Annotated in this window: 20 protein-coding genes and 2 pseudogenes; 15 read left to right on the top strand and 7 right to left on the bottom strand. The window is 57.3% G+C overall.

Going from position 1 to position 21,426, the window contains the following annotated elements; translation table 11 throughout:
- Position 1: 1 nt before the first annotated feature.
- From AC2FMY_RS14770 to AC2FMY_RS14735, 8 genes are all read left to right on the top strand, one after another.
- Positions 2–946 carry a site-specific tyrosine recombinase XerD gene (locus AC2FMY_RS14770; RefSeq protein WP_496746528.1) on the top strand — a complete coding sequence of 315 codons (945 nt, stop codon included), beginning with the start codon at positions 2–4 and terminating at the stop codon, positions 944–946.
- 62 nt (positions 947–1,008) lie between these two features.
- On the top strand, positions 1,009–2,316 hold the full coding sequence (locus AC2FMY_RS14765) for an HlyC/CorC family transporter (protein WP_480750545.1): 1,308 nt from the start codon (positions 1,009–1,011) through the stop codon (positions 2,314–2,316).
- On the top strand, positions 2,313–3,944 hold the full coding sequence (locus AC2FMY_RS14760) for an MFS transporter (protein ID WP_496746526.1): 1,632 nt from the start codon (positions 2,313–2,315) through the stop codon (positions 3,942–3,944). The genes AC2FMY_RS14765 and AC2FMY_RS14760 overlap by 4 nt, the downstream gene beginning before the upstream one ends.
- An 83-nt stretch (positions 3,945–4,027) precedes the next feature.
- Positions 4,028–6,445, top strand: a complete 2,418-nt coding sequence (locus tag AC2FMY_RS14755; RefSeq protein ID WP_496746524.1) for a GcvT family protein — start codon at positions 4,028–4,030, stop codon at positions 6,443–6,445.
- A 31-nt stretch (positions 6,446–6,476) separates the two neighbouring features.
- On the top strand, positions 6,477–7,085 hold the full coding sequence (locus AC2FMY_RS14750; RefSeq protein ID WP_496746522.1) for a nucleotidyltransferase family protein: 609 nt from the start codon (positions 6,477–6,479) through the stop codon (positions 7,083–7,085).
- Between the two features lie 766 nt (positions 7,086–7,851).
- Positions 7,852–9,285, top strand: a complete 1,434-nt coding sequence (locus tag AC2FMY_RS14745) for a Do family serine endopeptidase (protein WP_496807640.1) — start codon at positions 7,852–7,854, stop codon at positions 9,283–9,285.
- Between the two features lie 163 nt (positions 9,286–9,448).
- Positions 9,449–10,129: a response regulator transcription factor gene (locus tag AC2FMY_RS14740; protein WP_496807639.1), complete on the top strand. Its 681-nt coding sequence runs from the start codon at positions 9,449–9,451 to the stop codon at positions 10,127–10,129.
- On the top strand, positions 10,122–11,519 hold the full coding sequence (locus AC2FMY_RS14735; protein ID WP_496744363.1) for a sensor histidine kinase: 1,398 nt from the start codon (positions 10,122–10,124) through the stop codon (positions 11,517–11,519). Before AC2FMY_RS14740 ends, AC2FMY_RS14735 begins: the two co-directional genes overlap by 8 nt.
- Here the strand turns inward: AC2FMY_RS14735 and AC2FMY_RS14730 are convergent.
- Entirely contained in the window at positions 11,458–12,225 is a 768-nt protein-coding gene (locus AC2FMY_RS14730) for a creatininase family protein (RefSeq protein ID WP_496744365.1), read from the bottom strand. The genes AC2FMY_RS14735 and AC2FMY_RS14730 overlap by 62 nt on opposite strands.
- A 53-nt stretch (positions 12,226–12,278) precedes the next feature.
- Here AC2FMY_RS14730 and AC2FMY_RS14725 point away from each other — a divergent pair, with 53 nt between their 5' ends.
- Positions 12,279–12,887: a helix-turn-helix domain-containing protein gene (locus AC2FMY_RS14725; protein WP_480750537.1), complete on the top strand. Its 609-nt coding sequence runs from the start codon at positions 12,279–12,281 to the stop codon at positions 12,885–12,887.
- Positions 12,888–12,946: 59 nt separating this feature from the next.
- On the opposite strand, the gene AC2FMY_RS14720 is transcribed toward AC2FMY_RS14725, so the two are convergent.
- The gene (locus tag AC2FMY_RS14720; RefSeq protein WP_480750536.1) at positions 12,947–13,717 is read right to left on the bottom strand and encodes a transporter substrate-binding domain-containing protein; all 771 of its coding nucleotides are present in this window, start codon (positions 13,715–13,717) and stop codon (positions 12,947–12,949) included.
- 128 nt (positions 13,718–13,845) lie between these two features.
- Here AC2FMY_RS14720 and AC2FMY_RS14715 point away from each other — a divergent pair, with 128 nt between their 5' ends.
- The 3 genes from AC2FMY_RS14715 to AC2FMY_RS14705 are packed head-to-tail and all read left to right on the top strand — an operon-like array spanning position 13,846 to position 15,717.
- Entirely contained in the window at positions 13,846–14,586 is a 741-nt protein-coding gene (locus tag AC2FMY_RS14715) for an amino acid ABC transporter ATP-binding protein (RefSeq protein ID WP_480750535.1), read from the top strand.
- Positions 14,587–14,600: 14 nt separating this feature from the next.
- The gene (locus AC2FMY_RS14710) at positions 14,601–15,362 is read left to right on the top strand and encodes an amino acid ABC transporter permease (protein WP_480750534.1); all 762 of its coding nucleotides are present in this window, start codon (positions 14,601–14,603) and stop codon (positions 15,360–15,362) included.
- Between the two features lie 10 nt (positions 15,363–15,372).
- Positions 15,373–15,717 carry a carboxymuconolactone decarboxylase family protein gene (locus AC2FMY_RS14705; RefSeq protein WP_480750533.1) on the top strand — a complete coding sequence of 115 codons (345 nt, stop codon included), beginning with the start codon at positions 15,373–15,375 and terminating at the stop codon, positions 15,715–15,717.
- A gap of 9 nt (positions 15,718–15,726) precedes the next feature.
- Here AC2FMY_RS14705 and AC2FMY_RS14700 read toward each other — a convergent pair whose 3' ends face one another.
- Positions 15,727–16,833 (bottom strand): hypothetical protein, encoded by a 1,107-nt coding sequence (locus AC2FMY_RS14700; RefSeq protein WP_480750532.1) that lies wholly within the window; start codon positions 16,831–16,833, stop codon positions 15,727–15,729.
- A 148-nt stretch (positions 16,834–16,981) separates the two neighbouring features.
- Between AC2FMY_RS14700 and AC2FMY_RS14695 the strand changes: the two genes are divergently transcribed.
- Positions 16,982–17,563 carry a peroxidase-related enzyme gene (locus AC2FMY_RS14695; protein WP_496744368.1) on the top strand — a complete coding sequence of 194 codons (582 nt, stop codon included), beginning with the start codon at positions 16,982–16,984 and terminating at the stop codon, positions 17,561–17,563.
- Positions 17,564–17,567: 4 nt separating this feature from the next.
- Here the strand turns inward: AC2FMY_RS14695 and AC2FMY_RS14690 are convergent, their stop codons facing one another.
- Positions 17,568–18,794, bottom strand: coding sequence for a cytochrome P450 (locus tag AC2FMY_RS14690; protein WP_496807638.1), 1,227 nt, complete (start codon positions 18,792–18,794; stop codon positions 17,568–17,570).
- A gap of 121 nt (positions 18,795–18,915) precedes the next feature.
- Between AC2FMY_RS14690 and AC2FMY_RS14685 the strand changes: the two are divergent.
- Positions 18,916–19,254 (top strand): annotated as a pseudogene (locus AC2FMY_RS14685) (TfoX/Sxy family protein); the annotation flags it as partial.
- Between the two features lie 77 nt (positions 19,255–19,331).
- Here AC2FMY_RS14685 and ndk read toward each other — a convergent pair.
- Positions 19,332–19,754: a nucleoside-diphosphate kinase gene (gene ndk, locus AC2FMY_RS14680; protein WP_068334875.1), complete on the bottom strand. Its 423-nt coding sequence runs from the start codon at positions 19,752–19,754 to the stop codon at positions 19,332–19,334.
- Between the two features lie 199 nt (positions 19,755–19,953).
- Between ndk and AC2FMY_RS14675 the strand changes: the two genes are divergently transcribed.
- Positions 19,954–20,229 carry a hypothetical protein gene (locus AC2FMY_RS14675; RefSeq protein ID WP_496807637.1) on the top strand — a complete coding sequence of 92 codons (276 nt, stop codon included), beginning with the start codon at positions 19,954–19,956 and terminating at the stop codon, positions 20,227–20,229.
- 19 nt (positions 20,230–20,248) lie between these two features.
- On the opposite strand, the gene AC2FMY_RS14670 is transcribed toward AC2FMY_RS14675, so the two are convergent.
- The gene (locus tag AC2FMY_RS14670; RefSeq protein WP_496744374.1) at positions 20,249–20,497 is read right to left on the bottom strand and encodes a hypothetical protein; all 249 of its coding nucleotides are present in this window, start codon (positions 20,495–20,497) and stop codon (positions 20,249–20,251) included.
- 64 nt (positions 20,498–20,561) lie between these two features.
- A pseudogene (locus AC2FMY_RS14665) lies at positions 20,562–21,410 on the bottom strand (MFS transporter).
- Between the last annotated feature and the right edge of the window lie 16 nt (positions 21,411–21,426).

Below are 21,426 nucleotides of genomic sequence, written 5' to 3'. Positions count from 1 at the left end.
CATGGCGGGGCCAAGCACGTCAGAGCTTTGGATTTCAACCTTCCTCGAAGCCCAGGCTGCGGAACTGGGTGCTGCCACCAATACGCTGCTTGCCTATGGCCGTGACCTCATGGATTTCGCCGGATGGCTTGATCAACAAAACTCCAGCTTTGACGAGGCCGACCGCAACCAGGTCGAGGCCTATCTGATTGATTGTGACGCACAAGGAATGGCCCGGTCGACGCGCGCACGCCGCCTGTCGGCAATCAAGCAGCTTTATCGTTTTGCCTTCGAGGAAGGATGGCGCGAAACAAATCCAGCCATCCAGATCCGAGGACCGGGCCGCCAGAAGCGTCTTCCCAAGACCCTTGAAGTGACCGAGGTGGACCGTCTGCTTGGTGCTGCGCGCTGCAGCGGACGCTCGATCACAGACCGTCTGCGCAATACCTGCCTGATGGAACTGCTCTATGCCACCGGTATGCGGGTGAGCGAACTGGTGTCACTGCCGGTGTCCTCGGCACGGGGCGACCCGCGCATGTTACTGATCCTCGGCAAAGGTGGAAAGGAACGGATGGTGCCACTTTCCCCGCCTGCCCGCGATGCAATGGCAAGTTGGCTGACTGAGCGTGACACTGTCGAAGGCGAAAAAACTTCGAACGGCTGCAAACCCTCAAAGTATCTGTTTCCATCGCGCGGCAAGTCCGGTCACCTGACACGGCATCGATTCTATCTGCTGATCAAGGAATTCGCGGTTGCCGGAGGGGTGCCGCCGAACAAGGTGACGCCGCATACCTTGCGCCACGCATTCGCCACGCATCTTCTGGCTAACGGCGCCGACTTGCGGTCGATTCAGACATTGCTCGGTCATGCCGACGTGGCCACAACAGAAATATATACCCATGTTCTGGATGAACGACTCATGGAACTAGTGCTGGAGCATCATCCTTTGGCCAGGAACAAAGGCTAAACCCTTGATCGGGAACGGCACCGGCCCCATAACGGTTGCAACACCAAGGAAACGAAGGACCGATGGACGCGACCACTTCCGCTTTTGACGGCGCATTCTGGATAACCACTTGCGCCATCCTGTTTTTACTCGTGCTTTCAGGCTTTTTCTCGGGGTCGGAAACTGCATTGACGGCCTCGTCGCGCGGTAAATTGCGGGCGCAGGCCGACAAGGGCTCTCGTGGTGCGCAAAAAGCTCTGGACATCACCGAAGACAACGAACGCCTCATCGGATCAGTCTTACTGGGCAACAACCTAGTCAACATCCTGTCTGCCTCGTTGGCGACGGCCCTGTTCACAAGGGCATTTGGCGAAAGCGGCGTGGCGCTGGCGACTCTGGTTATGACGGTGCTGGTTCTGGTCTTTGCCGAAGTGCTGCCCAAGACCTACGCTATCACCAATGCCGAAAAAGCTGCCGCATGGGTGGCACCCGCAATTAGTGTGATCGTGACGCTTTTTGCCCCGGTAGTGGCCGCCGTCCGCCTGTTGGTGCGCGGCGTGCTGCGCCTGTTCGGCGTTCAGATCGACCCCGACAGCCACATCCTGGCGGTGCGCGAGGAAATTGCCGGTGCGTTGCAATTGGGCCATTCCGAGGGGGTCGTCGAAAAGGAAGACCGCGACCGCATTCTTGGTGCGCTTGATCTCGGCGATCGCACTGTCGAAGAGATCATGTTGCACCGTTCGAACATCCAGATGATCGACGCCGATGCCGGACCCGAAGCGATTTTGGAGCAATGCTTGCAAAGCCCGCATACGCGGCTTCCGGTCTATCGTGGCGACCTAGAAAACATCATCGGCGTCGTGCACGCCAAGGATCTGTTCCGCGCCATGTACGCCCAAGTCGGTGGGACCGAGGGCGACGCCGAACGGCTCAAGTCCTTTGACATTACCAAGGTCGCCAATGCCCCCTATTTCGTTCCCGAAACTACTACGCTTGACGACCAAATGCGGGAATTTCTGCGCATACACAGCCATTTCGCACTGGTGGTGGACGAATACGGCTCACTGCGCGGTCTGATTACTCTAGAAGACATCCTCGAAGAGATCGTGGGCGAAATCACTGATGAATTCGATCTGGATGAGGATCTGGCGGTCACCCGCACCGACGATGGCCAGTTCCTTGTCGAAGCTTCGATGACCATCCGCGACCTCAACCGCGCCATGGACTGGGCGTTGCCCGATGAGGAAGCCAACACCATCGCGGGCCTTGTCATCCACGAGGCCCAGATGATCCCGACGGTGGGACAGGTCTTCGCCTTCCACGGGTTCCGCTTCGAGGTGACCGCACGAGAAGGCAATCGCATTACCGGCCTAAAGATCCGGCGACTATGACTGCCGTTGCGCGTCTTGCAGTGTGGTTCGACGCGGTTGTTCTTGACTTGGGCCGCCAGTTTCGCTGGTCCTTCCTACCCCCGCTGATGATCTATTTCGCAGCCGGGGCGCAGGGGCTGACAGCGATCGTAGGCACCTTCTTCATCAAGGAATATCTCGATGTCTCAGCAGCATTCATTGCGGGTCTAGCCTTCTGGGCCGGTCTGCCGTGGGCGTTGAAGATGCCACTGGGTCATCTGGTCGATCTGATCTGGCGTTGGAAGACCTTCCTCGTCTATGTCGGCGCGACCCTGATTGCGGCCAGTTTCCTGATCATGTTCGGATTGGCCACGCGGCTTGCCTGGATGCCCGAAATCATGTCGGTCACCGCCTGGTATGTGCTGTCGGTCATCCTTGCCCCCTGCGGTTATGTGGTTCAGGACGCGGTGGCCGACGCCATGTCGGTCGAAGCCGTGCCGCGCACCGATGCCGACGGGAACCGATTGAACGAAGACACCGAACGCGCCCTGCATACCACGATGCAGACGCTGGGCCGGTTCGCCCTGATCGGTGGTGCAAGCACTGTGGCCTTGCTGAATATCTGGCTGTTTGCCGGGATTGAAACTTTGCCCGAAGCGGAAAAGGCTACGGTCTATGGCGAGGTATATCTTCTTGCGCAGCTGATCCCGTGCATTTCGATCTCCGGTGTGCTTCTTGCCGCAACCCAAAAACGTCGAGCGATCCGCAAGCTGATCTCGGGTGGCATGGAACTTCATCGGGCCATCGCGCATTTTGATCCCGATGGCGAACCCGTCAAACTTAACCACTGGTACTTCACCGGAGGTGCGGTTTTCATCGTCATGACCCTCACGGTCGGTTTGACGGATGTCCCCTATTCGCAGGAAATCGTCTTTGCCGGTTCCATGGGCATCGTGCTGACCCTGATGCGGCAACTCATCCGCAATCTGGAGTTAGCCAAAGCGCGGGCTCTGGTCGGAACTGCCGTTATCGTGTTCGTCTTTCGCGCGGTTCCCCTGAACGGAGCGGGTTCGACTTGGTTTGAAATCGATGTCCTGGGTTTCGACCAGCAGTTCCTGTCGGTCCTCTATCTGATCACTTCCGTTCTGACATTGGTCGGTATGGTGGTTCTCCGCCCTTTAATGGCTTCGAAGACCATCGCTGATATCGTGATTCTGCTCAGCATCGCCGCAGGTATTCTGTCGCTGCCGGGCATCGGGTTGTACTTCGGTGTCCACCACTGGACATCAGCCATGACTGGCGGCGTCGTGGATGCCCGCTTCATCGCCATGGTCAACACCGCCGTCGAATCCCCACTCGGTCAGATCTCGATGATCCCCATGCTGGCATGGATCGCCCGCAATGCCCCACCCGCACTCAAGGCCACCTTCTTTGCGGTGATGGCCTCCTTCACCAATCTGGCGCTTTCCGCCTCCAGTCTCGGCACAAAATACCTCAACCAGATTTTCACCATCACCCGCGAGGTCAAGGACGACGGTGGTCTTGTGACCACCCCGGCAGACTATTCAGAGCTTGGGATGCTGATGATCACGGTGGCTGTCATAACCGTGGCTGCTCCTTTGATAGCGGTCTGGATTGTCCAAATCTCCCCCTTGCGCAGCACCGATTGATGACGGCGACAATTCTGGTCGTATTTTGAACAGAAGACCCATAACAGCCTTTGCACAGTCGGGCCACAATTAGGGAGTTCCAAATGAAAACCACATGTCAGGTGGCCGTGATTGGCGGCGGTGTCATCGGATGTTCCGTTCTGTATCATCTTACCAAGCTGGGCTGGTCGGATGTGATGCTGCTTGAACGCTCCGAACTGACGTCCGGGTCCACCTGGCACGCAGCCGGCGGGTTTCATACGTTGAACGGTGACACCAACATGGCGGCGCTGCAGGGCTATACGATTCGGTTGTACAAGGAACTGGAAGAGATCACAGGCATGTCCTGTGGGTTGCACCATGTGGGCGGCATCACGCTGGCGGACAATCGCGACCGGTTCGACATGTTGCTGGCAGAGCGCGCCAAACACCGGTTCATGGGGCTTGAAACCGAAATCATCGGACCGGAAGAGATCAGGAAGATTGCCCCCATCGCCAATACCGACGGCATCATCGGCGCGCTCTACGATCCGCTCGACGGTCATCTCGACCCATCCGGCACCACCCATGCCTATGCCAAGGCCGCGCGCATGGGCGGTGCCACCATCGAGACCCATTGCATGGTGCGCGAGACCAACCAGCGTTCGGACGGCACCTGGGACGTGGTCACCGACAAGGGCACCATCCATGCCGAGCATTTGGTCAATGCGGGCGGCCTCTGGGCGCGCGAGGTGGGTGCGATGGCGGGCATCTATTTCCCGCTGCACCCGATGGAGCATCAGTATCTGGTCACCGACACCATCCCCCAGATCGAGGCGATCATCGACGCGGGCGGCGAGCATCCGCATGTTATGGACCCCGCCGGCGAAAGCTATCTTCGGCAAGAGGGGCGCGGGTTGTGCATCGGATTTTACGAACAGCCCTGCAAGCCCTGGGCAGTAGATGGCACCCCTTGGGAGTTCGGGCATGAACTGCTGCCTGACGATTTCGACAAGATCACCGACGCGATCGAATTTGCCTACCGCCGTTTCCCGGTACTCGCCGAGGCCGGCGTGAAATCGGTGATCCACGGCCCATTCACCTTTGCGCCCGACGGCAACCCTTTGGTCGGTCCGGTTCCTGGTGTGCGCAACTACTGGTCGGCTTGCGGCGTCATGGCCGGATTCAGCCAGGGCGGCGGTGTCGGCCTTACACTGGCGCAGTGGATGATAGAGGGCGAGCCCGAGCGCGACGTTATGGCCATGGATGTTGCCCGCTTCGGTGACTGGATCAGCCCGGGCTATACGCGGCCCAAAGTGATCGAGAACTACCAGAAACGCTTCTCGGTCGCCTATCCGAACGAGGAACTGCCCGCCGCGCGACCCAATCGCACCACTCCGATGTATGACATCTTCAGCGACATGGGCGCGGTCTGGGGGCAGCAATACGGGCTTGAGGTGGTGAATTACTTCGCTCAAGGCGACGAGCCGGGATATGAAACTCCGTCCTTTCGACGCTCGGACGCGTTCGAGGCCACGGGACGCGAGGTGCGAGGCGTGCGCGAGGGCGTAGGCATCAACGAGGTCCACAATTTTGGCAAATACCTGATCAAGGGTGCAGGCGCGCGGACATGGCTGGACCGGATTATGGCGGGCCGCATTCCGCAACCCGGACGCCTGAGTCTGACCCCCATGTTGTCCCCCAAGGGCAAGTTGATCGGCGATTTCACGGTTTCCTGCCTAAGCGACAACGAGTTCCAACTCACTGCCTCCTATGGCAGTCAGGCCTTCCACATGCGCTGGTTCTTACAACATGCACAGAGTGGAGTAACTATCGAGAATATCAGCGACAAACGGAATGGATTCCAGATTGCGGGCCCCAAGGCGCGTGAGGTTTTGACCGCTTGCACCCGGATCGACATTAACGACATGCGTTTCATGGAAGTACGTCGAATGACCGTCGGCATGACCGACTGCATCGTTCAGCGCGTCAGCTATACCGGCGATTTGGGGTACGAGATCTATTGCGATCCGATGGCCCAGCGACAGCTCTGGTGGTCGCTGTGGCAGGCGGGCGAGCCGCTCGGCATGACACCTTTTGGAATGCGCGCGATGATGAGTCTGCGCTTGGACAAGTTCTTTGGCTCATGGATGGCCGAATTTTCCCCTGATTACACCGCCGCAGAAACCGGGCTGGACAGGTTCATCTCGTTCAGAAAGAATGCCGATTTCATCGGTCGCGCAGCCGCCGAGGCGGAACGCAACGCGGGTATTGCGCGAAAACTGGTGGCGTTTGAGGTTGATGCCGACGACGCAGACGTCAATGCTTATGAACCAATCTGGCTGGATGGCGAGGTTGTCGGTTTCTGTACTTCGGGTGGATATTCGCATTACTCCCAAAAATCCATTGCGCAGGGTTTCTTGCCCGTTGACCGCATAACCGAGAGGTTGGAAGTAAAGATCGAAATCCTGGGAGAAATGCGCAAGGCGTGCGTGATCATGACCCCACTGTTTGACGCGGAAGGCGCGCGGATGCGTGGGTGACAATCCCCAAATACCAGGTAGAATTGGTGGGGTGAACAATATACCCATCATCCTTCTGGCCGCCGGTCAATCCAGCCGCATGGGCGGCGAAGATAAGCTAATGCGCGAGATCGACGGTTGCCCGCTGTTGCGCCGCAGCGCACAGATTGCGATGACTGCTGGTCCGGTCATCGTCGCGCTCCCCCCCGAACCGCATCCGCGCCATGCAACTTTGCGGGGATTACCGGCGCGGGCGGTTAGTGTTCCCGATGCACATGAAGGAATGAATGCAAGTCTGCGCCGCGCCTTGGCCGCCTTACCTTCAGGCGCGCCCGCAGCAATGGTGCTCCTCGCTGATCTGCCGGATCTGACCCGTAAAAATCTGGAGCAGGTTATGCGCGCGGTTGATGACTATCCCGGCAACCTGATCTGGCGCGGTGCAACACAGACAGGTGAACCCGGTCATCCGGTGATTTTCCACCGCTCACTCTGGCCGGAGCTGAGTTCCCTCACCGGTGACGACGGAGCTTCACCTGTGGTTCGTAGGCATTCTGACCGAGTTCATCTTGTTCCTTTGCCGGGCATCCGAGCCCGCTTTGATCTGGACACCCCCGGCGACTGGTCAGACTGGATGGCCAAGAACACTGGAACAAAAAAGTGACCCGGCCATGTCGACCGGGTCACTTGCCTAAAGAATGATTTCCACTCGTTTTCCCATTTCTGACAACGCCGCAGATTCTGCTTCCGTCACCGCCAACCGACACAAGACCCCCTCGTTAACATTGGCGACGTGCGCTCCCAGTATCAGAACTCCAAACTCCCAAACGCGCTTTGCGTCGACAGTTCCCCTCATCTAGGCAAATTCATGCTTACGCATCAGAGCGCTTCAAACAACGAAAATCTTGCCGCGAACAACATATTTTGAAGCTCCTGAGGCATTGGGAACTCCCCATTTTCCCTAATCTTTTCCACCATTGATTGAACTCTCACAATACTCTGCACAAAAATGGATACAATTTCCTGAATAAAAAAATGTGTTTTATAAGTGTCGCCAATGATATCGGTACAAAAGCCTTGAACTTCGCAGCAATGCCCTTCAACCTCTAATAGAACGTTACTTCTTCATCCCGTTTGCTTGGCTTGAATATTCTCAGCACCTTCAATCCACAAAATGCTTGGCATTATCCTGCCGATCGTGAACAATGACACAATTTTGACACAATGTGATTGTCGGAAATGGTTAGCTGATTCGTTATCCGAGCAATATTGGCGCATTCGCGGACGGAAGCACCTGCAATACAGGTGCCTTGTACGCTCTCCGAAACCATGAACAAATCTTAATTCAGGGGAAATGAACGCCTCAGTTTGCCATGCCATTCCTTTGTTCAAGCCCGGTGACAAACCGGGTCCGATCACAGGAGACCTCTATGAGCATTCGAAAAACACCCCGCCTTATCCCATCGAACTTCCACTGGCTCGGAGCATCGGCACTGGGAGCCACCCTCATGGCCACCACAGCCCTGCCTGCCATGGCGGACGAAAACCTGGCCAACCTGATCGAAGAGGTGTCACCCTCTGTCGTAACAATTCTGGCCGAGCAGGAAGCCAAACCTTCACCTGCCGGCATCGATAACTCTGATCTCAAGGGCCATCCATTTGGCGAATTCTTCCGCCAGTTCGGCATGCCCGAACAGTTCAAATCGCCTCGGCAAGGCCCACAACAAGGCCTTGGATCAGGGTTTGTTCTGGACAAAGACGGATATATCATCACCAACAACCACGTTGTCGAAGGGGCCGACACTGTCACCGTGCGCCTGAGCGACCAACGTTCATTCGAGGCCGAAGTCATAGGAACCGACCCCCTGACCGACATCGCTCTGCTGAAGATCGACGCAGGCGAACCACTTTCTGCCGTGACACTGGGCGACAGCAATGCGATCCGTGTCGGCGAAGATGTTGTCGCCATTGGTAATCCGTTCGGGTTGAGTTCCACAGTGACGACCGGCATCGTTTCGGCCAAGGGCCGTAACCTGTCAGAAGGCCCTTATGCGGAGTTTATCCAAACTGACGCGGCCATTAACAAAGGCAATTCCGGCGGCCCTCTCTTCAACATGGAGGGTGAAGTTGTTGGCGTGAATTCGGCCATATATTCACCTACGGGTGGTTCCGTCGGGCTTGGTTTTGCGGTGACCTCGAACATCGTCGGGGACATTGCAGCCGATCTCATGGACGACGGTGAAGTCGATCGCGGCTGGTTGGGCGTGTCGATCCAGAATGTCAGCCCGGATATCGCCGCCGCAATGGGCTTGGATGAAGCGACCGGCGCGCTTGTTTCGGACGTCACCGCCAAAAGCCCCGCGGATGGATCGCTGGAACCCGGAGACGTTATCCTGTCTTATGACGGACAAGCCGTGTCCTCAAGCAGCGACCTGCCGCGTCTGGTTGGTGCTTCCGAGATTGGCGAGAACAGCAGGATCGGGATTCTGCGAGGAGGCAAAAAACTAGAGATTACTGTCAGGATCGGCACGCATGAAATGGCTTCTGCAGACATGGAGCAAACCGAAGACACGATCTCTGAAACCGCACTGGGCGTGTCCGTGACGCCACTGACTGAAACCGCTCGGACCGAAATCGGCATCAGCGAGGACGTGAACGGCGTCGTCGTTCTATCGCTGGTGCCCAACAGCCCTGCCGCCAAAGCCGGGCTGCAACGCGGTGACGTCATCGTCAAACTTGGCAGCCAAAAAACCGATACACCCCAAGCGCTGAAGGGCGCACTGAAAAGCGAAAAGACCGATCCTGCCCTGATGCTGATCAATCGCAAGGGCAACCAGATCTTCGTCGCGATCAAAATCGCCTGACCGAAGCCCACGCGCGCGTGGCCACCGGGGAGTTCCTGCGCGCGCATCCACCGGCGGTTCCGGATTGTCCCCCAGCCGCCGGTCCGCCGGGCGCGGGTGACCGCGTCCGGCGCGTGCATTTCCGAAAATCGGGATGTATACCAAAGAAAAAGGAATTCAGAGCATGAGCCGACGCATTCTTATCGTCGAAGATGATCCCGATACCCGCGATTTCATTGCCAAGGGGTTTTCCGAAGAAGGCTTCACCATCGAAATCGCAGCAGATGGGCGCGAAGGTCTCTATCACGCCACCGACGGCGGCTTTGATGCGATCATTCTCGATCGGATGTTACCAGGTCTAGACGGGCTGTCGCTGATCAAATCCGTCCGCGCAGCGGGTCTTAAAACACCGGTACTGATGCTCACGGCCATGAGCGCGGTCGATGAGCGCGTCAAGGGCCTGCGCTCCGGAGCCGACGACTATCTGGTCAAACCCTTCTCGTTTCAGGAATTGCACGCCCGGATCGAAGCGCTGCTGCGCCGGCCGCAGGATACCGAGGAAAACTCGACTCTCAGCTGCCGCGACCTGGAAATGGATCTTCTGACCCGCCGCGTCACCCGATCGGGCCGCGACATCACCCTGACGCCGCGCGAATTCCAGATCCTCGAATTTTTCCTGCGCCGCAAGAACCGGGTAGTTTCGCGAACCATGCTACTCGAAGGTGTCTGGGACTATCACTTTGACCCCAACACAAACGTCGTCGATGTGCACATATCCAAACTACGCAGGCAGCTCGACGAAGGCGATGCGCTTCCCATGATCGAAACCGTGCGCGGTGCCGGATACATGGTTTCCGATGGCTAAGCCTTTAGTTCTGCTCAGGAACTCTCGGGCACGGCTGATGCTGGCCAGCATGTTGCTCAGCACGCTACTGACCGCAGCCGTGCTAGCCTTGGTCTATGTGACAGCCAACCGAACCATCGCCAGCGAGACCCGCTCAGTCGTAACTGCCGAACTGACAGGCCTGTCCGACGAATTCGAGCGGCTGGGCATGATTGGCCTCATAACCACCATCAACCGTCGCCTCGTCAATGCAGCCGAGCGGGACGCCTTGTACCTGTTAACCGATGCAAGCGGCAAGGTGTTGGCGGGAAACATGCGCACCTGGCCGCCGGGGATCGAACCGGGCAGTGGCTGGGTCGAACTCGATCTCATCCGAGCTGAATCCCGCGAAACTGTCCCGATTTCTGCCGCCTCGATCCGCCTGCCCGGTGGCGACCGCCTGTTGGTTGGGCGCGATGCCTCGGCCCGACAACAGTTTGACCGCGTATTGCTGCGCTCGTTCATACTGGCGCTGACCGCAGCGTTTGCGCTAAGCCTTCTCACCGGCTGGTTGCTGACGCGTCTGGTATTTTCGCGCCTCAAGGACATCGCCCGAACCGCCGACAACATCGTGTCCGGCGACCTTACCCGTCGCATTCCGCTGCGCGGGACGGGCGATGAATTCGACCAGATGGCCGGAACACTGAACGAAATGCTGGATCGGATCGAAGAACTGATCAGCAACCTGCGCACCACCTCGAATTCCATCGCCCATGACCTGCGCTCCCCGCTGTCGCGCCTGCGTCAGCGAGTCGAAGGTTTGTCTGATCCCGACCGTTCGACGCTGGACCGGGAAACCGACGCGATCCGAGCGCTGTCTGAGGTCGATCACCTGCTGAGGGTCTTTGCGCAACTCACCGAAATCTCGCGTGCCGAGGCCGGGCTGGGCCGGGATCAGTTCGAAGAACTGGACCTGAAACAACTGGCGCAAGACGTTCTGGAACTCTACGAGCCCCTTGCCGCAGATCAGGATATTTCATTTGCCACTTCGGGCGATACAACGCGATTTCAAGGCCACCGCCCCTTACTGTCACAAGCCCTCTCAAACCTTGTGGAAAATGCTCTGCGCTACGCTCCAAAGGGGTCCACAATCAAGGTTGTAGTGGGACTGGCAGACGATCAGCCTTTTCTCAGCGTCGCGGATCAGGGGCCGGGCGTTCCCGAAACGGATATTTCCCGACTGGCGCAGCCCTTCGTGACACTTGATCCAGCGCGCAGCGAAGGCAATTCGGGGCTGGGACTGGCACTGGTTGCAGCGATTGCCCGCATGCATGGAGGAACGTTTTTGGCGGAAAACGCAGCTCCCGGCCTCAGGACCATCCTGACGCTGGCACCCCCGAGGCTTTCGGGTCCGACTGGCAAAACGCCCTGAACCGTTCTGCAACCCCATGAGCTGCCAGTTCCAAAAGCCGTGCTCCGTCTTCGGGAGTGGCCAAAGCCGAATGCGAACCCACACGGCCATCCGGGAACATCGCGCGATGTTCATCTGGCGGTCCGTGGCGGTCACCGGCATGCGCTGCAATATACTCGCGCGACAGCCCAACGGGCGGTTCGGCGGCATCGCCGACCGGCAACACCCCAAGCAAAGCCTGCGTGATTGCGATCTCGGATGGCGTTGCATGCATTCCTTCCCAGTCGCCGTACAGCGATTTGCGCAAGGAATCCGCTTTGGGCGCCTCCCACCAACTCATGATTTCCATTGACCTCATTCGACCTGCGATTCGACGCAGCGGCGTCAGATTGGCTCCATGACCGTTGACCACAAACACGCCCTTGAACCCTTGGCTCAAAAGCCCGCCGATGACTTCACCGGCCAAAGCTTCGAACACTGGCTCCGATACTGAAACCGTTCCCGGAAACGCCGTGTTGAACGGCGCAGGCGTATAGGCAAGCTCAGGCGCGACGATAGTATTGCATAGCTTTGCCACCCGATCAGCCACTGCTTTGGCACAGATCGTATCTGTTCCAATCCGCCCCATTGGGCCGTGCTGCTCAGTAGAACCCACCGGCAACAGCACCCAGCTTCCCTGCCCAATCCGAGCCTCGACGTCGCGCCACGTCATGTCAGTGAGTTGCATTTGCCTGATTCTCCGCTATTTCGGTGATTGATTGATGGTATTAGGTTCGCAGCATGGAAGATTCAGCCCCACAGCCCGCCGTTGGCTCGACACTTGACCAGAAAATCGGCACCGCGGTCAAATACCATCGCTCACTTGCGAGGTTGACTCTTGCGGCTTTGTCCGAGCGGGCCAACGTATCGACCGCGATGATTTCAAAGATCGAACGCGGTCAGGTATCTGCTTCCCTCTCCACGCTAGAAGCCTTGGCAACTGCCATAGATGTGCCGCTGATCAACTTCTTTGCAGAAACAGTCGAACGGACGGACGTCTCCTTTGTTCGCGCAGGCGAGGGCATCGATATGCAACGCTTGGACCGTGACTTTGGCCACACATACAAGCTAATTGGCCGGGCAGACGACGGACACGTCAGCTTTGAATGCTTCGACATCACACTCGAGCAACCTCTGGCAATGCGACCCATCTATCTGCATCAGGGCATCGAGTTTATGCATGTCTTGGAGGGCGAAGTGATCTTTCGCTGCGGCGAGCAAAACTATCACATGCACCCCGGCGACAGCCTGTCCTTCGAGGGAAAAAGTGCGCATCAAACGGATGGTCTTCCCACAGGCAGGGTCAGGTTCATTGCAATCATCGCCAAGGCTGGAACAAACGATCTCTGAAATGCCATGAGGCCGCGCATAGCTGCGCGACCTCGCGATTGCTCCAACTCCGAGAACTCTCAAAGCCCCCATTTCGCGCTGGTGGCGTCAAAGAAACCCTGCGCCTGCTTTACCTTGACCCAGTTGTTCATGTAGTTGATCCAGACCTGATCGTCCTGCGGCAACAGCATCGCAATAGGCGATGGAGATCTGGCTTCGGCACCAGTCACGCGCACGACAGGAAATTTTTCCTCCAGAGTCGCTCCTTCGATGTTTGAGGTAATGAACACGTCGGCCCGCCCAGCAATCACCTCCTGAAACCCTCGCGCAGGCGCTTCGACAACCTTGATCTCGGCATTCGGGAACCATTCGCGGGCGTTCTTTTCAAAGGTCGTGCCCAGTGTCGTGGCCACTGTCACACCCGGTTGGTTGATGGAATCATAGCCATCGAACCGATCGGCCTTGTCTTTGGTGGTATAGGGATAAAGCTCAACCGAAATGTAACTTTCCGAGAACCCTGCCACCTTCATCCTCGGAGGCGAAATCGAAGCCGAACCGGTGATGTGGTATTTGCCCGCGACAACCCCGTTGACCAGCGTTTTCCAATCGGTCGGCACATATTCGACCTCAACACCGAGATCGTTGGCAAGTTCGGTCATCACGTCGATATCGAACCCCTTGTAACTGTTGGTCGCCGGGTCGCGCAGCGTCATCGGATTCCAGTCACCCGTCGTTCCGACTTTGAGGACGCCGCCATCGAGAATTTCGTTGAGTGCTGACTGCGCCTGGGCGGCTCCGGCAAACGCCAGCCCCATCATCGCAATCGCGGCTGCCTTGAACACCTGTTTCATCTTGGTCTCCCGTTGGTGGCTATATGTTCTGTTTATGATAACCTGATTGTCGCTTGATTTAAGGCAAAGATAACTCTTATTCTCAAGAAAAAAATTTCCTTTCAGGAAATGCTCCAAGGGAGAAGACTGTGCCGGAAACCGCAATCGAGCTTATTGGCGTCAACAAATGGTATGGCACGTTTCACGTCCTGCGAAATATCGACCTTTCGGTGAAGGCTGGTCACAAAGTGGTGATCTGCGGCCCTTCTGGGTCGGGCAAGAGCACTGTCGTCAGATGTATCAATCGTTTAGAAGAGCACCAGAAAGGCACCATCCGCGTCGATGGAATCGAGCTGACCAACGATCCCAAATCCGTGGCCGCGATCCGGTCAGAAGTCGGCATGGTATTTCAACAATTTAACCTGTTCCCACATCTGACTGTTCTTGAGAACCTCACTCTTGGCCCCATTAAGGCGCGTGGGCTGAGCCGGAAAGAGGCCGAAGAGCGTGCCCGCCATTATCTTGAACGCGTGCACATTCCCGATCAGGCGCTCAAAAAGCCCAACCAGCTTTCGGGTGGACAACAACAACGCGTGGCAATCGCCCGTTCCCTGTGCATGGGCCCCAAGGTGCTATTGTTTGACGAACCCACCTCAGCACTCGACCCCGAGATGATTTCCGAGGTGCTCGACGTGATGGAACAGCTTGCGGGTGAGGGCATGACGATGGTCGTGGTCACTCATGAGATGGGATTTGCCCGCCGCGTCGCCGACAACATGGTGTTCATGGATGCCGGCGAAATCGTCGAACAAGGCCCGCCCGAGGATTTCTTTGGCAATCCGCGATCCGAACGCTGCCAAAAGTTCCTCAGCCAGATATTGCAACATTAAGAATGGGCCGCGCTATGAAGAAATACATTGTTATTTTGGCACCCTTCCTGTTGCTTTCCGGATGCTCCAGTTCTTCCACCTGGGGCTGGTACGTGATCGACCCGCGAACCGCATCCGGATGGACCAACGTCAGGTTCCTGATCTCAGGCATGGGCGATACCATCCTGATCTCACTCATTGCCGCGGTGATTTCCATCGTGTTGGGACTGCTGATCGCCCTGCCGGGGCTATCGAACCGATGGCCCGTCCGCATGATCAACCGGATCTATGTCGAGTTCATCCGCTCGATTCCGTTGCTACCGATGCTGTTCTGGGTCTTCTACGGGCTGCCAATCGTATTCCAGTCGATGGGTATGAACATCCCGATCGACCCGTTCTGGGGGGCGATCATCACCCTGGCGATCTCTGACAGTGCTTTCACAGCTGAAATCTACCGTGCAGGCATCCAGTCGATCCCCAAGGGTCAAAGCGAAGCGGCCCAGACCATCGGCCTGAACTATGCCCAGACAATGCGTTATGTGATCCTCCCACAGGCCATCAGGCGCATCCTGCCGCCGCTGGCTAACCAATTCATCTACATCGTCAAGATGAGCGCTTTTGCCAGCGTCATCGGCATGCAGGAACTGACCCGGAGGGCAAACGAACTGGTGGTCACCGAATACCGACCCCTGGAAATCTACACATTGCTAATCTTCGAGTATCTGGTGCTGGTCCTGATCATCAGCGCAGGGGTACGCTGGCTGGAGCGGCGCATGGGATCGGACGAGCGCAGCTGAGGAGACCGAGATGAACTGGAACGAATTCATGGCCGAGATCGAAGGCGATATCGGCACCTATGCCAAGGAAGTGCCGGACACGATGAAGGGGTTCGGCACTATGGGAACCGCTGCCAAGAAAAGCGGCGCTCTGGATGAAAAGACCAAAGAAATCATGGCGCTTGGCATCGCTATTGCCACTCGCTGCGACAGCTGCATCGGCTTTCATGTCCGGTCACTTGTTCGACTTGGCCTAACCCGCGAAGAGATGTGCGAGGCGCTGGCCATGGCAACCTATATGGGCGGCGGGCCGTCGCTGGCCTACTCCGCCAAGGCACTCAAGGCTTACGACACCTTTACGAATTTGTCGGGTTGAGGGGGGAACTCAGGTCCAAAATCCCGAAAGGGCTTCTTCGGGGCTTTGACCGACCTGACGCGACGGGTTGGAAAATAGTTCGGCGATATCGGGATAAAGGTCCAAAATGTCCTTGCCGCCGCGGATTCTGGTCGCGTCCAGACGCCCGTCCTTCCACACTGCCACGCCATCGACCCATATCGTTGGGTCCAGGACGTTCAGCGAGATTTCACCAGGGGCATAAGCGCCGCAGGTGTGAATGTGCAGCAAGCGTGGATTTCCGAATGCCGCACCGCTCCAACGCTCAAAATTCGCAGCAACAGGCCGGTTGTAGCTACAGCCGGGATGCAATCCCGCGTGCCATGAATGAACAAACCATGGATCGATCCCGAATCGCGCCCCGACCCGCTCATAATGCTGACGCGCGGCGCAAACATCCGTTTCCGCGCCCTCCAGCCCGGTTAGTCTCCCCTGATCGATGCAAAACGCCACCGGTGATTCCAACTGGCAGGCATAGGGTTCGTAGAACCGCGACCCCGTGCCAACGAGGAAACCATTCTGCACCACCTTGCCGCTGAAGTTGCCTGCCGGGATCGGCGCGAACACCGACATTGGGAACCGGGTCACGGTTACATCCGCACCGGAGGTGGGATAATTGGCTCCGGCCCCACCAAAATCCGTGCCCAACGGACAAGTCACGCGGATATCATCTGCAACCGCCATCATCGCATTGATGGCATTCTTGAGCGCTACAAACCCATGATAATTTCCCTGACCAAAGCCCGAGCCGAGCATTCCCGCATCCAGGGCATAGCACATGATCGGGTTGATCCCCACCATATCGGCATTGAACCTGATCTGGTCGCCATATCGAGCCAGAAACAACACCCGGTCCGCCCGCCGCATCCGGTCAATCAGTGCATCGTCCGGCTCGGCCCCGTCGGGGCACAGCGGCACCTGTTCAAGTTCGGCCTCAATGCCCAATTCACGCGCCCGGCGCGAAACTGCATCAAGGATGGCGGTGTCGTAATATTCCTCTTCCCGGTCTTCATGCAGAACCAACAAACGCTTGCCCGCGGAAAGACCTGCACAGGTCCGCAGCAGGTTGTCTGCACCGATCTGAAGATCGCTATCCATCGCTAACCCCAATCCAGAGTTGAATACCCCGACAACATTACTGGGATTGCTCGGCATTCCCATCCCAAAATTTTACCGCCAGTACATTTATTTCCTAAGCATCCAGACTGCAATGTTCTAAGATATCTCAAAAAGCGAGGAACAACAGATGAGCGCATGGATACGAATGATTGACGATGACGAGGCAACCGGTCGCCTCAAGGACTTGCTGGACAAGTCCCGCACACCACATGGAACGGTCGACACAGTCATGCGGGTGCATTCATTGCGACCTGAAACGATGAACGGTCACGTCACCCTCTATCGATCAGTTCTGCATTCCGACGACAACTCCCTACCATTCTGGTTCCTCGAGGTGGTGGCCTCGTACACCTCGATCATAAATGACTGCACCTATTCACTAACCCATCATTTCATGAACGTCCGCAACCTCTTGCGCGACCAGCCCCGCAGCGACCGGATATTTCTGGCGCTCAAGGCGCATCGCCCCGAGGACGAGTTTGAAGGCAAGGAACTGGCACTGTTGCGCTATGCGGGTAAACTGACTGCCGAAGTCGGTAAGATGGTGAAGTCGGATTTCGAAGCGCTCAAGATTGCGGGTGCGACCGACGAAGAGATTCTCGAAGTCAATCAGGTCTGCGCCTATTTCAACTATTCCAACCGTTTGCTGAACGGGCTTGGCTGCACTACCGACAACGACGTGATCGGTTACTACAAAGGCGACGACTGATGCCCTAACTCATGGCCGCAGGCAGCGAAGCGTAGCCGCGAAACCGGATGCGCCCGCCGCGCACCCGCCCATCCAGCAGGTGAAAGTTCGGATAACGTTGCAGCAACCGGCCAATGGCGATCCGCCCTTCCATCCGGGCCAGTGTCAGCCCGACACAGATATGCGGACCACCAGCAAACGCCAGATGCCTGTTGGGCTTGCGCGCGATGTCGAACCGGGTCGGGTCATCGAATACCGCGGGGTCACGGTTTGCCGCCCCGATACAAAGGTGCAGATTGGTCCCTTTCGGCAGAACCAGCCCATCCAGTTCAACTACGGCTGTAGTCTCCCGATTTCCCAACTGGTTGGGCGAGCGGAATCGAAGGATTTCCTCGACTGCCGGAGCAATCAGCTCGGGGTCATCCAACAGGCGCACTTTCTGATCCGGATTGTCATTCAAAAGGGCTAGCCCGTTGCCGATCAAATTAGTGGTGGTCTCATGCCCGGCATTCAGTATAAAGATGCAGTTTTGCAAAAGCTCGATTTCGCTCAGCTTCTCGCCGCCACCCTCACCCCGGATCAGTCGGGTCAGCACGTCGGTTTCCGGATCGCCTGGCTTGGCGCGGCGACGCGCCACCAGGTCTTCGAGATAGCTCTTGAATTCTTCGACTGCCCTATGACCCCGAACCAGTTGATCCTCGGTCAGCGTAGGTTCCAGAGCACCAAGAATGACCAGTGACCAATCGCGCAGCGGCGCACGTTCCCCCATCGGCACGTCGAGCAAGTTGCCGATGATCTGGATCGGTATGGTCGAGGCGAAATCCTCGATCAGATCGACCTGCACCTTGCCTTCCATTGCGCCAAGCAGGTGATCAACCGTCTCGATCAGTCCCGGCTCCATCTTGGCAATTGCGCGCGGTGTCAGTGCCGATGTCATGATCTTGCGCACCCGCGTGTGCAGCGGCGGGTCGGAAAACACCAGCGATGTTGTGTGATGTTCGAACAGAGGAGAGCCGACTCCGAATTTCGGCCCAAACATCGCCTTCTTGTCCGAGGAATACAGAATCGTATCACGATAGATCCGATCCAGATCCGCATGGCGGCTCAGCAACACCGACCCGTCCGGTTGGGGCAATACCGGGGCGTTGGCCAAGAGCGCGTCATAAAAGGGAAACGGATTGTCCACAAACCCCTCCGGCGGATGAGTCAAATCCAATCGCTGTGCTGCCCAAGCAATGTCCAATGCGTTCATGCCGGTCTCCCCTACCGAATTCACACGCGCGTCCCCAAACATTTGGGTATCTCAGGTCGAGACCTCTCACAAGCGGCTTGTCCCCTGATGACACTGCCGCCACTCAACGCTAGAAAGAGCCATGACCGATCCCGTATCCTCGATCCGAAACCTCGGCCCGGCTTATGAACAGGCCTGTGCTCGCGCGGGTATCCGTTCGGCGCAAGACCTGCGTGATCTGGGCGCTGACGAGGCCTATACCCGGCTCATCCAGACAGGCACGCGGCCTCATTTCATCGGGTATTACGTTCTGGTCATGGGCCTGCAAGGTCGCCCTTGGAACGACTGCAAAGGTGACGAGAAAGCGGCGCTGCGACACCGGTTCGATGCCATCAAGGCGGCCGCAAAACCGAGTTCTGCTTCGAAACTCGTTTCAGAGTTGGACGCAGTTGGTGTGCGCATCTCACCGTCCGATCTGAAGCCAGTCAAACACCTTCAAACAGAAAAGGCCGCGCCCTTTTCAGGACACGGCCCAATTCCTTCCAATCCGTCAGCGGATTAGCCGACCAGTTCGATGCCGGAGAAGAAATAGGCGATTTCGACGGCTGCGGTTTCCGGCGCATCCGACCCGTGGACTGAATTTTCGCCAACCGATTCAGCAAACTCGGCGCGGATGGTGCCCGGCGCTGCGTCTGCGGGGTTGGTGGCGCCCATCACTTCGCGGTTCTTTGCAATGGCGCCTTCTCCTTCCAGAACCTGAACAACAACCGGAGCAGATGACATGAATTCGCAAAGTTCGTCATAGAACGGACGCTCGGCGTGCACTTCATAGAACTTGCCGGCCTGTTCCTTAGTCATGTGGATGCGCTTTTGCGCAACGATGCGCAGGCCCGCTTCCTCGAACTTGGCGTTGATCTTGCCAGTGAGGTTGCGTCGGGTTGCGTCGGGTTTGATGATCGAGAACGTGCGTTCCAGTGCCATGGGGGTGCTCCTGTGATGAAAAGCCGGGCATCCGGCCCGGCCTGTTGTGAATTGTCGCCCCGATAACATGGGCTTGGTAAAGGATAAAGGGGGGAATACACAGCTTTGACGCGGTTTCGATTTAAGGGTTTCAATTTCCGACTATTATAGTCAGATATCAAATTGTGAAATAACTCACGATTCTCAAAGAGGAACTAACATGAAACTTGGTCCAATCGCCGCTCTGTGCCTTACCGCTGTTCCCGCCCTTGCGGATAACGATGCATTTCCCTTGACTTACGCCCTGTTTGAAACCGCCGTCGCGCATGCCGACCTTGAACAATGCCCCAAGACACTCGCCAAGGACGGCGTCTTTTGCCGTGCCACCATGCGCCATGACGAAATCCACGTCTTTGCCTTCAGCGAAGAAGGCGACAACCTGCTGGTCGGATTTGAATCCTTCCCGTTCGAGGAACTGGCCGCACATCTGAACTGATCGTTTTCAGCCAGCCTTTTCAGAAATCGGGCAACGGATCGCGCTGGTTCACCCAGCGTACGTACAGCGCCGACAGCAAGCCAAGAAAACTCGACCCGAACATCATCCCTAGAACCGCAAACGGGGTATTTTGAGTCGTGACAACCACACCTGTCACCGTTGTCAGCAAGGCCCCCAACGCAACAGTCATCGCACCTGACAGGCCCGAAGCACTACACACCAGATGCGACCGCACCGACATAAGCCCGGCATTGGCATTGGCCAGCATCAACCCATTGCCAAAGCCACCAGTACGGCAGCGGCAAAGAACACCCAAACACTCCCTTGCCCGATTACAAATATGAACAACCCCAGTAACGGTCCAGCGCTGGCAATAACCGCCCCGACACGATCAGACCTGCCAGATCACTGCGCGCGGCAATCCTGCCGGTGATGAAGTTGCCGACCATGAAGCCCATGGTGATCACCCCGATCCCTATTCCAAGCATCGCCGGACTCAAATCAAACCACGCCGCCGCCACCAGCGGCGCACAGGTGATGAAGGCATAAAAACCCCCTACAGAAATCGCTGCGCACAAACTGTAGCCCCAGAACTGGCGGGCTGTGAAAAGCTGTGGATGCTGCCGCATCTGCTGGCCAAACGTGGCCGAGCGCTCGATATTCGTCTCTCCCATGTCAGCCCGCAGCAGCACCAGCATGGCGAACCCAAGGATTGCATACAAAACGAACCCGGCACGCCAGCCGATCACCATCTCCAGCACCCCGCCCAGCATTGGCCCCAGCATCGGCGCAAGCGCCATCGCCACGGAAACATAGCCCAGCTTGCTGGCCGCTTCCCTCGGCGGGAACATATCTCAGATCGCGGCCCCCGACAGCACCTGCCCCGCAATCACCGCCCCTTGCAACAATCGAAATCCCAGAAACACCCAAATTGACTGCGCCATAACGCACCCGACCGAAGCAGCCACGAAGATCACCATCGAAACCAGCAGCACAGGCCGCCGACCATAACGATCAGATAGCGGCCCCATGATCAGTTGCAGAACGGCGGTGGCGATCAGATAACCCGAAATAGACAGGTTCACGACCGCATAATTGGCACTGAAATCGGCGCCGATATGGGCCAGCGACGGTAGGAACGTGTTCAGCGTCAGAACCGCCAGTGTCGTAGCAAGGATCAACGTCAGGATATGCGGT

The organism is Ruegeria sp. YKSE079 (genome assembly GCF_059612845.1).
This window is presented reverse-complemented; position numbering and strand designations above follow the sequence as displayed.

Coding starts and splice junctions, on each gene's coding strand:
- AC2FMY_RS14670 (WP_496744374.1), bottom strand. CDS start 20,497: ATGCTGGCCAATGCCAATGCCGGGCTTATGTCGGTGCGGTCGCATCTG.
- AC2FMY_RS14705 (WP_480750533.1), top strand. CDS start 15,373: ATGAACTGGAACGAATTCATGGCCGAGATCGAAGGCGATATCGGCACC.
- AC2FMY_RS14755 (WP_496746524.1), top strand. CDS start 4,028: ATGAAAACCACATGTCAGGTGGCCGTGATTGGCGGCGGTGTCATCGGA.
- AC2FMY_RS14710 (WP_480750534.1), top strand. CDS start 14,601: ATGAAGAAATACATTGTTATTTTGGCACCCTTCCTGTTGCTTTCCGGA.
- AC2FMY_RS14730 (WP_496744365.1), bottom strand. CDS start 12,225: ATGCAACTCACTGACATGACGTGGCGCGACGTCGAGGCTCGGATTGGG.
- AC2FMY_RS14740 (WP_496807639.1), top strand. CDS start 9,449: ATGAGCCGACGCATTCTTATCGTCGAAGATGATCCCGATACCCGCGAT.
- AC2FMY_RS14690 (WP_496807638.1), bottom strand. CDS start 18,794: ATGAACGCATTGGACATTGCTTGGGCAGCACAGCGATTGGATTTGACT.
- AC2FMY_RS14770 (WP_496746528.1), top strand. CDS start 2: ATGGCGGGGCCAAGCACGTCAGAGCTTTGGATTTCAACCTTCCTCGAA.
- ndk (WP_068334875.1), bottom strand. CDS start 19,754: ATGGCACTGGAACGCACGTTCTCGATCATCAAACCCGACGCAACCCGA.
- AC2FMY_RS14720 (WP_480750536.1), bottom strand. CDS start 13,717: ATGAAACAGGTGTTCAAGGCAGCCGCGATTGCGATGATGGGGCTGGCG.
- AC2FMY_RS14675 (WP_496807637.1), top strand. CDS start 19,954: ATGAAACTTGGTCCAATCGCCGCTCTGTGCCTTACCGCTGTTCCCGCC.
- AC2FMY_RS14760 (WP_496746526.1), top strand. CDS start 2,313: ATGACTGCCGTTGCGCGTCTTGCAGTGTGGTTCGACGCGGTTGTTCTT.
- AC2FMY_RS14700 (WP_480750532.1), bottom strand. CDS start 16,833: ATGGATAGCGATCTTCAGATCGGTGCAGACAACCTGCTGCGGACCTGT.
- AC2FMY_RS14765 (WP_480750545.1), top strand. CDS start 1,009: ATGGACGCGACCACTTCCGCTTTTGACGGCGCATTCTGGATAACCACT.
- AC2FMY_RS14725 (WP_480750537.1), top strand. CDS start 12,279: ATGGAAGATTCAGCCCCACAGCCCGCCGTTGGCTCGACACTTGACCAG.
- AC2FMY_RS14735 (WP_496744363.1), top strand. CDS start 10,122: ATGGCTAAGCCTTTAGTTCTGCTCAGGAACTCTCGGGCACGGCTGATG.
- AC2FMY_RS14695 (WP_496744368.1), top strand. CDS start 16,982: ATGAGCGCATGGATACGAATGATTGACGATGACGAGGCAACCGGTCGC.
- AC2FMY_RS14745 (WP_496807640.1), top strand. CDS start 7,852: ATGAGCATTCGAAAAACACCCCGCCTTATCCCATCGAACTTCCACTGG.